This window comes from Pseudomonas sp. NFACC25 (assembly GCF_900100935.1).
Lineage (GTDB): Bacteria > Pseudomonadota > Gammaproteobacteria > Pseudomonadales > Pseudomonadaceae > Aquipseudomonas > Aquipseudomonas marginalis.
On record NZ_FMUC01000001.1, the window covers coordinates 198,065 to 212,426 of the forward strand.

Consider the following 14,362-nt stretch of genomic DNA (forward strand, 5'->3'; position numbering starts at 1 on the left):
TCAGGCCTTCAACGCCTCTTCCAGAAACGTCACCAACGCCTGTACGCGCGGGCTGCGCAGTTTGCGCGACGGCACCAGCAGCAGCACCGGTGCGCTGTCAAAGCTCCAGTCCGCCAACACACGTACCAGGCTGCCGCTGGCCACGGCATCACTCACGTCCCACTGCGAACGCAGCACCAGCCCCAAGCCTTGCTCGGCCCAACGCCGGGCAACGCTGCCATCGTTGCTCAACAACGCAGGTTCCACGCGCAGGGTCTTGCGGCACTGGCCTTTGCGCAGGTGCCACAGGGTCACGTCCTCATCATTTTCCCGAATGCAGATGCAGCGATGAGACGCCAGCTCATCCGGCGCAGACGGCACGCCGTGGGCGTGCAGGTAGGCCGGGCTGGCGCACAACCAGCGCTCGTTTGGTGTCAGTGGCCGCGCGGTCCACAAGCTGTCATTCAGATGGCCGATGTGAACCACCGCATCGCTGTCATGGCGATCGGGCCAGGGCGTCTCGCGCAAATCCAGATGCATACACAGCTGCGGGTGCAGTTTGGCAAACCGCGCCAACAGCGGTGCGATGCGCTGGCGGCCATAGCCAAACGGCGCCGCCACCCTCAAGGTGCCCACCAGGGTTTCATCCTTGTGCCGGAACGACTCCGGCAGCGCTTCAAGCTGTTCCAGCAACAGCGCGCTCTCCCGCGAAAAACGCTCGCCATCCGCCGTCAGGCTGAGGCGCCGCGCATCGCGATTGGCCAGGCTCAGCCCGAGCAGCGTCTCCAACTTGCGCAGGCGCATGGACAACGCCGGCGGCGACACATTCAGGGTGCGGGCGGCGGCGCTCAGCGACTCCGAGCGGGCCAGGGTCACGGCAAGGCGCAGGTCTTCGATGGAAATCATTCAATTTTACTTAATGATTGATGAGTACCGATTGAACCACAGGTTAACAACAGCTGAGTAGAGTGCAGCCTGTCCCCCGCCACACGAGGTCCGCCATGTCCACGCCGATTGCTTCCCTCGACACGCCCGCCGCGCTCGTCGACATCCCGCAGATGCAGCGCAATATCCAGCGCATGCAAGAGCGCATGAACAGCCTGGGCGTGCGTTTGCGCCCGCATATCAAGACCAGCAAGTGCCTGCCGGTGATCCACGCCCAGATCGCCGCCGGGGCCAGCGGTGTCACAGTGTCCACCCTCAAGGAAGCCGAGCATTGTTTCGCCGCCGGCATCCGCGATGTGTTCTACGCCGTGGCCATCGTCCCGGGCAAACTGCCCCAGGCCCTGGCCCTGTGGCGCAAAGGCTGCAACCTCAGCCTGCTCACCGACAGCGTCCCGGGCGCCGAGGCCATCGTCGCTTTCGCACAGCAGCATGACGCACGCTTCGACGTGTGGATCGAAATCGATTGCGACGGCCATCGCTCCGGCCTGGCCGCGCAGGACCCGGTACTGATCGACGTCGCCCGCATCCTCAGCGAGGGCGGCCTGCACCTGCGTGGCGTGATGACCCACGCCGGCTCGAGCTACGAGCTGGACAGCCTTGAACCCCTGCAAGCGCTGGCCGAACAGGAACGCGCACTTTGCGTACACGCCGCAGACACCCTCCGCGCAGCCGGGCTGGCGTGCCCCGAGGTCAGCATCGGCTCCACTCCCACGGCCCTCTCGGCGCTGAACCTGGACGGCGTCACCGAAGTGCGCGCGGGGGTGTATGTGTTCTTCGACCTGGTCATGCGCAACATCGGCGTGTGCCAGGCCGATGAGTTGGCGCTGAGCGTACTGACCACCGTGATCGGCCATCAGCCGGACAAAGGCTGGATCATCACCGACGCCGGTTGGATGGCCATGAGCCGTGACCGTGGCACCCAGCGCCAGCACCAGGACTTCGGTTACGGCCAAGTGTGCAGCGAAGCGGGCGACTGGATCGACGGCGCGCGGGTCAGCGCTGCCAACCAGGAACACGGCATCGTCAGCCTGGGCGCTGCCCACAGTGACGCGCTTGTCACGCGCTTTCCCATCGGCAGTCGGCTGCGCATCCTGCCCAACCATGCCTGTGCCACCGGCGCGCAGTTCCCGGATTATCACGCGGTGGAGGCCGATGGCAGCGTGCACACCTGGAGTCGCCTGCATGGCTGGTAATCGCATCCACTCGATTCATAGCCCCCACGCGGCACCGCCGGGCGGGCACTATTCCCAGGCGGTGGCACACGGCGGCGTGCTGTATGTGTCGGGGCAACTGCCGGTACGCGCCAATGGCGAGCACAGCGCCGGGCAACCGTTCGCGGTGCAAGCCTCGCTTGCCCTGGATAACCTGGTGGCGATCCTCGGTGAAGCGGGCCTGAGCCTCGGTGACCTGCTCAAAGTGACGGTCTACGTGGTCGGCATCGAACACTGGCCCGCCTTTGATCAAATTTATGCGCGCTGCCTGGGTGAACATAAACCGGCCCGCGCCGTGGTGCCCGTGCCGGTGCTGCACCATGGCTACCTGATCGAAATCGAAGCGGTGGCCCGTGCCACACAGGAGCAGCCTGCATGAACCCGCAAAAAAGCGCTGTGCTGATCATCGGCGGCGGCATCATGGGCGCCTCGTCGGCGTTTTTCCTGCGCCGCCGCGGCTGCTCGGTCACGCTGCTGGAACGCGACCAGATCGGTCAGTACGCCAGCGGTGTGAACTTCGGCAATGTGCGCCGCCAGGGCCGCTACCTGGGGCAACTGGAACTGGCCAACCGTTCATGGGCACTGTGGAAGCGCCTGCCGGAGCTGATCGACGACGACCTGGAATTCATCCCCAGCGGCCACATGCGCGTGTGCTATCGCGAAGATGAAATCGCTGAACTGGAGGCCTACGCCGCTGCGCCGGAAGCCGCGCAACTGGACCTGAAAATCTATCGCGGCGCCGAGTTGCACCAGCGTTTCGGTTTCCTCGGCCCCGAGGTGAAAGGCGGCTCCTACGCGCCCCACGACGGCCACGCCAACCCACGCCTGGCCGCGCCGGCGTTTGCCCGCGCCGCACAGCGACTCGGTGCACGCATCGAGGAAAGCACCGAAGTGGCCGACGTGGAAAAGGTCAACGGCCTGTTCCACGTCACCACCACCGACGGTCAGTTGTTTGTTGCCGAGCAATTGTTGATTACCGCCGGCGCCTGGGCCGCGCGCCTGTCCGAGCGCTTCGGCGAGCCGGTGCCGCTGGAGCCCAACGGCCCGCAGATGTCGGTGACGGAACCGGTGCCCTATGCGCTGAAAACCGTGATCGGTGTGTTCACCAAGCTCAAGGAAGAGGTGATCTACTTCCGCCAGATCCCGCGCGGCAACATCATCATCGGTGGCGGCGCCCGCTGCACGCCGGACATGCTCAACCGCCGCGCGTTTTTCAAGCCCGAGAGCCTGCTCAACCAGATGCGCCAGATGAAACGGCTGTTACCGGGCGCCGAGAAACTGAACATCATCCGCGTGTGGAGCGGCATCGAAAGCTATACACCCGACTCCCTGCCGGTGATGGGCCCCAGCGGCAGCGTGGACGGGCTGTTTTATGCCTTCGGCTTCTGCGGCCACGGCTTCCAGCTCGGCCCGGGCGTGGGTGATGTGATGGCCGAACTGATCAGCACCGGCAGCACCAGCACCTTGATCAGCCCGTTCGATATCCGGCGCTTTACCCAACCTTCGACGGTGCCGGCAAACGCCCCCACCACAGGAAAACTCATATGAGCCTCACCCGCCTGCCGGATTCAGCAGATTATCCCTTGCAGCATTGAATAACGGCATCTTTGCGCGGGAGCCTTTTGCTAGCTTATCCGGACACCGGGCCGTGCTGTTTGCAGCGCCTATTACCGCTCCAGGGAGCCAGTTGGATGACAACTCAATCTTCAAACAGCTACAGCGTTGATGCGCAAACGGCTCACCAGTTTTACATCAACGGGCGTTGGACGTCCCCCGCGATCCCGGCGACGCTGCCGGTGGTCAACCCGGCCACTGAAGCCGTGGTTGCCGAGGTGGCACGCGGGTCTGCCGAGGATGTCGACCGGGCCGTTGCGGCGGCACGCGGGGCGTTCGCCGGTTGGTCTGCAACCCCGGCGGCTGCGAGAGCCCAGGTGCTGGGGAAAATCCACGCCCTGATCCTTGAACGCAAAGAGCAGCTGGCACAGGCGCTGTCCCTGGAAATGGGCGCGGCCATCGGTTTTGCGCGGGGCATGCAAGTGCCGCTGGCGGCCGAACACGTGCGGGTCGCCCGTGACCTGCTGTCCAGCTATCGCTTCCAGACCGTGGAAGGCGGCACCGCAATCGAGCGCGAGCCTATCGGCGTGTGCGGCCTGATCACGCCGTGGAACTGGCCGCTGTATCAAATCACCGCAAAAGTCGCCCCGGCCATCGCCGCCGGCTGCACCGTGGTGTTGAAACCCAGCGAACTGTCGCCATTGAGCGCCCTGCTGTTTGCCCAACTGGTGCATGACGCCGGCCTGCCGCCTGGGGTATTCAACCTGGTGAACGGCAGCGGTGCCGAAGTCGGCGCGGCCATGGCCGCCCATGGGGATATCGACATGATTTCCATCACCGGCTCCAACCGCGCAGGCGCGTTGGTTGCCCAGGCGGCCGCGCCGACGGTCAAGCGGGTCACCCAGGAACTGGGGGGCAAGTCGCCGAATGTGCTGCTGCCCGACGCCGACTTCGCCAAGGCTGTGCCGCTGGGGGTGATGTCGGCGTTTCGCAACGTCGGCCAGTCGTGCAGCGCGCCGACCCGCATGATCGTGCCAAGAAGCCGCCTGGCCGAAGTCGAAGCCCTGGCGGCGGCTACCGCGAATGCACTGATCGTCGGCGACCCGCAATCGGAACAGACGCAGTTGGGTCCGATCGCCAACGAAGCCCAGTTCCATCGCGTCCAAAGCATGATCCAGGCCGGCCTCGATGAGGGGGCCAGACTGGTGTGCGGTGGGCCGGGACGGGCGGCGGGTTTTGACAAGGGCTTCTATACGCGGCCGACGGTGTTTTCCGAAGTGGACAACGCCATGCGCATTGCCCAGGAGGAAATATTCGGGCCGGTGCTGTGCATCATTGCCTATGAGACGGTGGATGAAGCCGTCGCCATCGCCAACGATACGGTCTATGGGCTGGGCGCCCACGTTCAGGGGCAGGACCTTGATCTTGCGCGGGCGGTGGCGTCGCGTATACGCGCGGGCCAGGTGCACCTGAACCATCCGGCGTGGAATCCGATGGCGCCGTTTGGGGGCTACAAGCGCTCGGGGAATGGGCGGGAGTATGGGGTGCAGGGGTTTGAGGAGTATCTGGAAACCAAGGCGATTGTCGGGTTTGGCGAATGAGTGATGGGCCTTTATCAAGCTTAAAATAACTTATTGATTTTAAAGGGTTAAATTTTCACTCTAAAATCTTGAGTCTTGCATAAACAATTTCAGGCGACCGCATTCTTGTGGTGAGCGGGCTTGTCCCACGCTGGGCTGCGAAGCAGCCCCAGTCAAGAAGAACGCGGTGTATCAGACACTCTGTAGAGGCTGGTTTTGGGGCTGCTTCGCAGCCCAGCGCGGGACAAGCCCGCTCACCACAGGGAGATGTGTCAGGGTTTGAAAGGTTGTGTAGATACCTATGCCCTCTCAGCGCATCACACCTTGACGTTCTGCCGGATATTCCAGCCAAACTTCACCGGCCCACCATCCTTGGCGCCATCAGCCCTTTTCCTCAATCGGGAGCGGGCCTACAAGACGTCAACGTCGCGTCAGGAAGTGCCCGACTGCAAATGGCGATGCTTCCGACACTCATCCCAGTCGCGGCGTCTTTACTCTCTCAACTCCCAAAAAAGGAGTTCAGGAATGACCGTCGCCCTGTTCAAGGATGGCTTCCCATCAACCCACCGCACTACACGCCAACGCATTGAAAGCAGCCTCGACCTGCGGCGGTTGTTTTTCGCCATAGACGCCGACCCGACGTTGATCGGCGCGGGGGTGGTGTATATCGATGGGGATTTCAACGTGGTGGTACTGCGTGAGTTCCAGGCGATTTGCAGTGTGCGGCCGATCAAGGTGGTGCTGCGGGAAGCGCCGAGGTATGTGGGGCCGGTGGAGTTCAAGCGGATGTTGGAGCATGAGCCTCGGGAGTCGGAATGGGTAGCGGAGTCCAAGACCCGCGCCTGACACCCAAGCTCCTCAAGCTCAAGCAAGCCGCACGTAACGCACCAAAACGCATTCCAGCAACAAAGATAAAACCCATCATCGCGACCCATCGCAATGATGCCATTGCAGCAGCACTGGGCCTCGCCAGCAGCGGTATGTCCGGAAACACCAAGACGCTGGCCATCGGTATCTACGAAGAGTTCAGCGAATGAAAAACCGCCAGGAGCCCCTTTACCTTATAGATCCTCGCCCTCTTTGGGCGCGTCACAGACTGGCGTTGTTTGGCGGCCTTATAGCCTTGTGCCTTTCGATTGCCACCACCGGCACCCTGATGAATCTCACCTACTTCGCCCACGCATCCGATGAACTGACCAGTAATGCGTTCTTCATCGCAGGCGGGATTGCGTGTGCGGTATTCGGCGTCGCGCAGAGCTTGGTCCTTCACGGTTACCCACGATGGGTGTGGCTTCAGGTTGGGGTGTTCATCATCTACTTACTGCTCGTATTACCGACAATCCTTTACAGCCCCGATCACCTCCTATTTACCCTTGCCTTACTAAGCCCGCTGATCGGACTTCTCTGCCTGAACAGCAAACGCCAACGACAAATGCGCCGAGAGATGTTGGAAATCAGGCATAAACGCAACAGCGTTATCGCGACCCTGAAACAACAGGGCCGCTGGAAATGGTGGTGACTCTCAGGCCGCCTCGCTCCTTGCCGCCGTATGCCGATTCACCGGCACCGGCAAGCCCAGATGCCCACGCAACGTGCTGTGGCTGTACTCACTGCGAAACAACCCACGCTCACGCAACAACGGCAGCACCTGGTCGGTAAACCGCGCAAAGTCATCCGGCGCACCCACGTGGATATTGAACCCATCCACCGCACCTTCCACAAACCAGCGTTCGATCTCGTCGGCCACGGTCTTGGGCGAGCCGACAAAGCTCGAGAACGGCTTGGCAAAACGCAACGCCGCCTCGCGCAGGGTCAGGCGCTGGTCGCGGGCGACTTGCTTGATGTTTTCGGCATGCCCGCGATAGCCGTTGCTGCCCAGGTCGCCCAGGTCCGGGAAGGGCTCGTCCAGCGGGTACTGGCTGAAGTCGTGGTAGTTGAACGGTCGCCCCAACTGCACCAGGGCCTTGTTCAAATCCAGCTCGCCATTGCGTTCGCGGTCGATGGCCTGGGCCTGTTCGTCGGTGTCGGCAATGATCGGCGAAATGCCCGGCAGGATGGTCACGTGATCGGGGTTGCGTCCGGCGGCGGCGGTGCGTTGTTTGATGTCGCGGTAGTAGGCCTGGGCGTCCTCGAAATTGCCCACGCCGGCAAAAATGCCCTCGGCATAGTTGGCCGCCAGGCTGCGTCCGGATTCGGAAATACCCGCCTGGAAAATCACCGGCTGGCCTTGGGCTGAGCGTGCGATATTCAACGGCCCGGTCACCGAGAAGAACTCGCCATGGTGGTCCAGGCGATGCTGGCGTTGCGGGTCGAGGAACACGCCGCTGGCCTTGTCGCGCACGAAGGCGTCGTCTTCGTAGGAATCCCATAGCCCTTGCACCACCTCCAGGTGCTCGGCGGCGCGGCGATAGCGCTCGGTGTGGTCGATATGCTGCTCACGGCCGAAGTTGCCGGCCGCGCCTTCGAGGCCGGTGGTGACCACGTTCCAGCCGGCGCGGCCGCCGCTGATCAGGTCCAGGGAGGCAAACTGGCGGGCGACGTTGAAGGGTTCGGTATAGGACGTGGTCAGGGTGGCCACCAGGCCGATCTTCGAAGTGGCACCGGCCACGGCCGAGAGCAGGGTCAGCGGCTCCAGGCGGTTGAGAAAATGCGGCGCCGAATCCGGGGTGATGTAGGGGCTGTCGACGATGAACACCAGATCGAACTTCGCTGCTTCCGCCTGTTGCGCCTGGGTGCGGTACCAATTGATGTCCACACTGGCGTCGCCGGGGATTTGCGGGTGCAGCCATTCGTTCTGCGCGGTGCCGACGCCGGTGAGGATGGCACCGAACCTGAGTTGCCGGGGTAAGTGGGACATCACGATACTCCTCCGTGGATGGCAGCGACGCTGACCTGTGGAGAAGGACCATAATGCCCGCCGGCAGGCTTGTGAAATGCTTTGTGGATCTATGCTAATCATTAAAAATAATGATCAAAACAATGCCGGACATTCCCTAAGCGCATAATAAACCCCACGCTCTCCCATCAGCAGACTGACCCGATCGAGCAGCACCGCCCACTAAGCCGTTTGTTAAATCGAGGCGTTGCGCCTAATATCGCAAGCAATACCTTGCATAAAAAACCACCAAAGCTTGCTCATCACCCAGCCCGCATATTCGAAGGAGTGGCATGCAGATGAAAGAATCCAAAGAAGTGTACGAACGCATCAGTGAACAGTTCGAGGATTTCACCGCCAGGGCCTCTCAACGCAAGGTCGAGGTCGACACCTTCCGTAGCATGGTCGGCAATGTCGAGGGCCTGCGTATCCTGGACCTGGCCTGTGGGCATGGTTTCTTCAGTCGCCAGTTGAAGGACTGGGGGGCGGCCAAGGTGCATGGCGTGGATATTTCCGAAAACATGATCTACCAGGCGCGGCAAGCCAACGACGGTATCGCCTACGAAGTACGGGACGTGGCGAAGATGGGCCGTATCGGCGCCTACGACATGGTGACGGCGGCCTGGCTCTTCAACTATGCCAGCAGTGTCGACGAACTGAGCAAGATGTTTCAGTCGGCGGCCGACAACCTGAAGCCCGGCGGTCAATTGGTGGCCTACACCGCCAACCCGTCGTTCGAACTGCGAAAAGGCAATTTCACTCGCTACGGGATTGAGGTGTTCGATGAAACCCCGGTCGCCGGCGGGTTCCGCTGCAACGCGCAGTTCATGTCATCGCCCCCCGCACCGTTTACCTACTATCGCTGGGAGCAAGGCGTGTACGAAGAAGCCGCACGGGTAGCCGGTTTCAACCAGCTCACCTGGGTCGCCCCGCTGATCAGTGAACACAGCCGCACCTCCATGGGTGCGGGGTACTGGCAGCTGTTCGAGCGCAACAGCCTGCAGATCGGTTTGACCTGCCGCAAATAATCACGCCGGGGCGGCGACCGGGCGCAATCGCACCCGGATGTCCGCCCCCACCAGGCACTGCTCGATGATCGACAAGGGTTGCGCCTGGCTCAGATCGGTCAAGCCATCCAGCGCCAGCAACGGCCGTGCATCACTGCCCAGGAACAGCGGGGCGATGTAGACCAGCCATTCATCCACCAGGCCTGCCGCCGCAAAGGCGCCACACAATACCGGGCCGGCCTCGACCTGGACCTCGTTGCACCCCTCCTCAGCCAGGACCGTCATGACCTCTCGCAGGTCAAGCCCTTCGCCGTCCACCCCGACCTGCCGGAAACGCACACCCGCAGGTGGCGGGTGCAACGGCTGGACGCCGGGCCCATGAAACACCAGGGTCGGTGCCGCGCCATCCAGCACATGGGCATTGGCATCGCCCTTGAGGTGCTGGTCGAGCACCACCCGCAGCGGCGCGGAAAACGCCGTGTGCGGGTCGGGCAGGCGCACCGTCAGGCGCGGGTTGTCCGCCAGCAGCGTGCCACTGCCGGTGAGCACCGCGCAGGCCCGGGCGCGCCACACTTGTACATCGTCCCGGGCCTCGGGCGAAGTGATCCATTTGGATTGCCCGTTACCCAGGGCCGTGCGCCCGTCCAGGCTCATGGCCAGCTTGACCCTCAGCCACGGCCGCTTACGCTCGGTACGCGAGAAAAACCCCTGGTTCAACTCGCGCGCCTCCGGACACGGCAAGTGTTCGACCAGCACCCCCGCCGCCTCAAGCCGCTCAATGCCATGATGCTCATGCTGGGAGCGGTCGACACTGGCGATCACCACCCGCGCCACCCCGGCCCTGATCAACGCGTCGGCACAGGGCGGCGTGCGCCCATGACCGCCGCACGGCTCCAGGGTGACATAGGCGGTGGCGCCCCGCGCATCGACGCCCGCCTCGCGCAGGGCATTGACTTCGGCGTGTGCCTGCCCCGCCCACTCGTGCCAGCCCTGGCCAAGCAGCAGGTCGCCCTTGGCGATCACGCAACCGACCCGCGGGTTCGGCGCCGTGGTAAAGGCGCCGCGGTCAGCCAGTTTCAGGGCGAGCCGCATGAAGTGCATGTCGCGCGCCAGCGCCAGGCTCATGTGCGAACCAGCGCCAACAGGTACACCGCCTCACCATGCTGGCGCTCGATCACCACCAGGTCCTGCCAGGTGAAACCAAACGCTTCCAGGGTGTCGCGCACGCCCTGTTCGGTGAAGAAATAACCTTGACGCTGGTTATCCATCTCGCGCCAGCCCGGCTCCGGATTGCTCGCGTCGACGCCGAAGACGTTGAGCCCGATCAGCGCGCCAGGGCGCGCGTACTGGCGGATATTGGCCAGGTAACGCTCCCATTCATCCGGATGCTGGTGATGGAAGCAGCCATTGTCGAGTACACCGTCAAACGCCTCCCCCGCCGGTGGCTGCCAATCCTGCAGGGCGCTGCACACCAGGCTGAGACGCTCACCCCAGCGTTTGCGCAGCAGCGGCCAGCTGGAATTCTCGACGATGTCCAGGCCGGTCACCCGGTGCCCTGCCAGGATGAACTCCGAGGCATCCCGTGCACGGCCGACGCCCACGTCGAGGATGTGCTGGTCCGGCGTCGGCCCCAGTGCCTCGAGGAAAACCCGGGCGGCCTTGGCCATGCCGATGTCCCAGGACCACTCATCTTCACCATGGCTGTAGCGGTGGACAAATGAGGTGTCGAGCGCCCGGCGGTACGTCGATACGTCCATGAATTGCGCTTGCTTGCTCATATCAGGCGGTCCTTGGGTCAAGAGGCGCGACGGGTGGCAATCCCGTAGATCTGGCCATCGTAGGAACTGGCCAGGAAATCATCGCTGGCCGTGCTGTGGGTGATGCAGGAGATACCGCTGGCGGTGGGACGCTGCACTTGCTGCCAGGAACGGCTGGGCAAGTCGAACAGCGCGATGGTGCCGCTGTAGTTCGCGGTGGCAATCACTTCCCCGTCGGCCGAGGCACAAATGCACTTGATGGAATTGCGGTGCGGCGTGTCATAGACCTCGTCACCGGACTCCAGCCACAGGCGCAGTTTCAGGTCGCGACCAATGCTGGCGAAACCGCCGTCGACCCGGCAGCAACCGTTGGAGATGCGCGTGTGGGCATTTTCGATATGCCGCGCGCAACTGAAGTCGCTGATATTGTGCAGGGCGGCGGCGGCCGAGGCGCACACGCTGAACAAGTGATGCTCGTTGGCGGCCACGCCTTTGATCGCGTTGTCGTGCATCGGGATCGACGCCACCAGTTCCAGGCTGTTATCGCCGGCGATGACAAACACCAGGCCTTCGCCGGTGTAGGTTCCGATCAATGCATGAAGCTGGCCATTGCGCTGGAACGTGGTGCCGCAATTGAGCGGCGAGCGATGCTGATACAACAGGCGCCCGCTGAGGGCATCGAACACCTGGCCCATCTGCCCGCCGGTCAGCAGCAGCGGGCCGAACGGCAGCAGGAAGTTGCACAGGCTGCCGACGCCGCTCACGGGCTGGTTATCGCGAAACAGCAGGCCCGCGTCACCGATGCTGTATTGCCCGCCCTCGGTGGTCACCACGGCGTTGATACTCACCGCCGGCTGAATGCCGTCCACGGTCCACTGATCGTGTTCATAATCCCAGGTGGCGTAGCGCGAGCCGAAGGTGGCGAACACCAAGGCGTCACTGCCGACGAACGCACAGCTGCGCGGCCAGACGATGCTCGGCAAATTGGTGCTGCGCAGGCGCTCCAGCTGGGTGCCATCGAAGCGCCAGAGGATCGCCAGGCGGTCATAACTCAAGGTCACCAGCAGCTGTTTTTCGTCGTTCCAGACAATGCGCTTGATCCCTGCATCGTGGGCAGGAATGGAGCGGATCTCGCCCCCATGGATGATCGAGATGCGCCCTTCATCGTCACCGGCAAACACCACGCCGGCACGGGTAATGGCGACCGTGTCGGTCTCGACGCCGCCGATGTCGACTTGATCGCATTGCTCGAAGGTGCTGGTGTCCCACTGGCGCACAGTGCCGTCGTCGCTGCTGGAAATCAGGCGCTTGCCATCCGGCGACCAGACCACGGAAATCACATCGGCCTGATGCCCCCGACAGGTGCCTTTGAGGTTGCCGTCGAGGTCGAAGAGGCGCAGTTGATGATCGCGCGAGCAGGTCGCGATCGACGCACCGTCCGGCGAGAACACCGCCATTTCCACGTCGTCGTCATGCCCCGACAGCACGGCCTTGAGGCGCATGCTCGGCACTTCCCAGACGCGGGCGGTGTAGTCGCTGCTGGCGCTCACCAGGTACTTGCCATCGGCGCTGAACGCGCACTGGTTGGCCAGGTGGTCATGGCTGACACGGTGGATCGAATGCCCGGTCTGGGCGTTCCACAGAATGACTTGGTTGTCGTAGCCGGCGGTGGCGATGAACTCACCAGCATGGGCGGCGACGCCGCTGATAGGGCCTATGTGTCTCATCGAAAAGTCCTTTTCCTGGAGAATGAAATCAAAGCTTGATGGTGTGGCTCGACTTGCTGACTTTTGATCGCAGGTAGTTGTGGTTGTGCTTGGTCAGGAACACCCCGGTCGGCACTGAGCTGACCACGTCGATCCCGCCATCGCGCAACTGCTTGACCTTGTCCGGGTTGTTGGTCAGGAGCCGGCAGCGATGCACATCCAGGGCCCTCAGCATGGCGACCGCCGGGGCGAAACTGCGCGAGTCTTCCGGGTGGTTGAGCTTCACGTTGGCCTCGTAGGTGTCCATGCCGGCGTCTTGCAGCAGGTAGGTTTCGAACTTCGAATACAGGCCGATACCGCGACCTTCCTGGCGCAGGTAGATCAGGTAGCCGCCTTCGGCATCGAGCGCCTTCAGGGCTTCCTGCAGCTGCGGGCCGCAATCGCAGCGCTGGGAACCGAATACATCACCGGTGATGCATTCGGAATGCACGCGCACCAGGGGCACATCGGCATCGGGCTCACCGGCTCTGACGGCAAAGTGTTCATTGTTCTTGTCAAAGCCCTTGAACCCGTAGAAGTGGGCGTTGACCTCACCGCCAAGAATGGAGATGGGAACTTGCGTATGAAGCGTTACTGGAGTGTCCATGGCATAGCCTCTATGGAAGTGTCGCGTTCTGGCCAGAGTGGTTTTCTACCAAACGGAATCCCATGACATAGATGGGTCTTGGATAACGTCCATGTCGGCGCTGATTGCGCGCAAGATCCCTGAAGCGGGTGAAACTGCCGCCACGGGCTACCCGGTGCCTACCAACATCCAGCACCAGGTCATCGTTGATCTCAGGCCCGCCCGGATAGGCCCGATAATCGTCGGCAACGTACTCTTCCACGTTGCCGGCCATGTCCAGCGCGCCAAACATCGAGGCGCCCTCGAGGAACACCCCGACGGGTGTCGACGTGAGCAACCCCAACTCGATGGTGTTGGCGTACTCGACATTGAAGGTTTCGCCCCAGGGAAACTGAGAGCGCTGCGGCCCTGCCGCGGCGTATTCCCACTGTGCTTCGCTGGGCAGCGCGAACGCCCGCCCGGTGCGTCGGCTCAGCCATTGGGCGTAGGCGTCGGCATCCACGTCGCTGACGCTGTAGACCGGGTGGTTGGCCTGGTGCTGGGGAAAGCGGCCAAAGGCCCAGCCGGTCGGCAGGAACGGATAACCGGTATCCAACAGGAAGGCGCGATATTCGCTGTTGGTGACCGGGTAGCGACCGATGCGAAAGCTCGCCAGGTCGACCCGATGGTTGGGGGTTTCTTTCTCGATCCAACTGCGGTCCAGGCCCAGCCCGGCGTAGGCGGTCATGACCGCATCGACGCGCTGCGGCTCCAGGCCGATCTCGACCTGGGCGGCAGGAACGTCGCACATGGCGGGGCTGAACACGTCGATGCGCGGGTCGCCCTTGTAGCCCAGCACTTCACCGGCGGCGATACGCCTCACCAGGGGTTCGGCAACCGACTCGACCACCCGTAGCAGTTGTTCGATGGGCGCACTCATCAGCTGTCCGGTGGCGTCGGCGATTTGCCGGGTCAGTTCATATTCGACGTAAGCCTGCGGGTAGCCCATCAATACCCGATCAGACACGTTCTTCGGCAAAGGGCTCGGCAGCGTCGGCCAATGCCAACCGTATTGATTCGTCATAGGTACACCTTTATTCCGAGCGAACACATCCACGACCGAGCGCGAAACCGCTCGGCGTGT

General features: G+C 62.8%; 13 protein-coding genes and 1 pseudogene. 7 read left to right on the forward strand and 7 right to left on the reverse strand.

Features of this window, described 5'->3' with window-relative positions; translation table 11 throughout:
• Positions 1-885, reverse strand: coding sequence for a LysR family transcriptional regulator (locus tag BLQ09_RS00915; protein WP_092354812.1), 885 nt, complete (start codon positions 883-885; stop codon positions 1-3).
• A 95-nt stretch (positions 886-980) separates the two neighbouring features.
• Between BLQ09_RS00915 and BLQ09_RS00920 the strand changes: the two genes are divergently transcribed.
• The 6 genes and pseudogenes from BLQ09_RS00920 (at position 981) to BLQ09_RS00945 (ending at position 6,788) form a co-directional block, all read left to right on the forward strand.
• Positions 981-2,117 (forward strand): DSD1 family PLP-dependent enzyme, encoded by a 1,137-nt coding sequence (locus BLQ09_RS00920; protein WP_092354815.1) that lies wholly within the window; start codon positions 981-983, stop codon positions 2,115-2,117.
• A complete protein-coding gene (locus BLQ09_RS00925) occupies positions 2,107-2,514 on the forward strand; it encodes a RidA family protein (RefSeq protein WP_092354818.1) in 408 nt (135 codons plus the stop codon). Before BLQ09_RS00920 ends, BLQ09_RS00925 begins: the two co-directional genes overlap by 11 nt.
• A complete protein-coding gene (locus tag BLQ09_RS00930) occupies positions 2,511-3,683 on the forward strand; it encodes an NAD(P)/FAD-dependent oxidoreductase (RefSeq protein ID WP_092354821.1) in 1,173 nt (390 codons plus the stop codon). Before BLQ09_RS00925 ends, BLQ09_RS00930 begins: the two co-directional genes overlap by 4 nt.
• A 143-nt stretch (positions 3,684-3,826) precedes the next feature.
• Positions 3,827-5,290 (forward strand): aldehyde dehydrogenase family protein, encoded by a 1,464-nt coding sequence (locus BLQ09_RS00935; RefSeq protein WP_092354825.1) that lies wholly within the window; start codon positions 3,827-3,829, stop codon positions 5,288-5,290.
• Positions 5,291-5,794: 504 nt separating this feature from the next.
• Positions 5,795-6,306: pseudogene (locus BLQ09_RS00940) on the forward strand (hypothetical protein).
• Positions 6,303-6,788, forward strand: a complete 486-nt coding sequence (locus BLQ09_RS00945; RefSeq protein WP_051429394.1) for a hypothetical protein — start codon at positions 6,303-6,305, stop codon at positions 6,786-6,788. The pseudogene BLQ09_RS00940 and the gene BLQ09_RS00945 overlap by 4 nt, the downstream one beginning before the upstream one ends.
• A gap of 3 nt (positions 6,789-6,791) precedes the next feature.
• Here BLQ09_RS00945 and BLQ09_RS00950 read toward each other — a convergent pair whose 3' ends face one another.
• Positions 6,792-8,126, reverse strand: coding sequence for an LLM class flavin-dependent oxidoreductase (locus tag BLQ09_RS00950; RefSeq protein WP_092354828.1), 1,335 nt, complete (start codon positions 8,124-8,126; stop codon positions 6,792-6,794).
• A 317-nt stretch (positions 8,127-8,443) separates the two neighbouring features.
• On the opposite strand from BLQ09_RS00950, the gene BLQ09_RS00955 reads away from it, so the two are divergent.
• Entirely contained in the window at positions 8,444-9,172 is a 729-nt protein-coding gene (locus tag BLQ09_RS00955; RefSeq protein ID WP_092355469.1) for a class I SAM-dependent methyltransferase, read from the forward strand.
• Here BLQ09_RS00955 and ribD read toward each other — a convergent pair whose 3' ends face one another.
• Genes ribD through BLQ09_RS00980 form a run of 5 tightly spaced genes read right to left on the reverse strand, consistent with a single transcriptional unit; the run spans position 9,173 to position 14,302 of the window.
• Entirely contained in the window at positions 9,173-10,276 is a 1,104-nt protein-coding gene (ribD, locus tag BLQ09_RS00960; RefSeq protein ID WP_256568445.1) for a bifunctional diaminohydroxyphosphoribosylaminopyrimidine deaminase/5-amino-6-(5-phosphoribosylamino)uracil reductase RibD, read from the reverse strand.
• Positions 10,273-10,929 carry a class I SAM-dependent methyltransferase gene (locus tag BLQ09_RS00965; RefSeq protein ID WP_092354831.1) on the reverse strand — a complete coding sequence of 219 codons (657 nt, stop codon included), beginning with the start codon at positions 10,927-10,929 and terminating at the stop codon, positions 10,273-10,275. The genes ribD and BLQ09_RS00965 overlap by 4 nt, the downstream gene beginning before the upstream one ends.
• Positions 10,930-10,946: 17 nt before the next feature.
• Positions 10,947-12,635 (reverse strand): WD40 repeat domain-containing protein, encoded by a 1,689-nt coding sequence (locus tag BLQ09_RS00970; RefSeq protein ID WP_092354834.1) that lies wholly within the window; start codon positions 12,633-12,635, stop codon positions 10,947-10,949.
• A gap of 28 nt (positions 12,636-12,663) precedes the next feature.
• Complete coding sequence (ribA, locus tag BLQ09_RS00975) at positions 12,664-13,260, reverse strand: GTP cyclohydrolase II RibA (protein ID WP_027607438.1); 597 nt, start codon at positions 13,258-13,260, stop codon at positions 12,664-12,666.
• 10 nt (positions 13,261-13,270) lie between these two features.
• A complete protein-coding gene (locus BLQ09_RS00980; RefSeq protein WP_027607437.1) occupies positions 13,271-14,302 on the reverse strand; it encodes a formylglycine-generating enzyme family protein in 1,032 nt (343 codons plus the stop codon).
• Between the last annotated feature and the right edge of the window lie 60 nt (positions 14,303-14,362).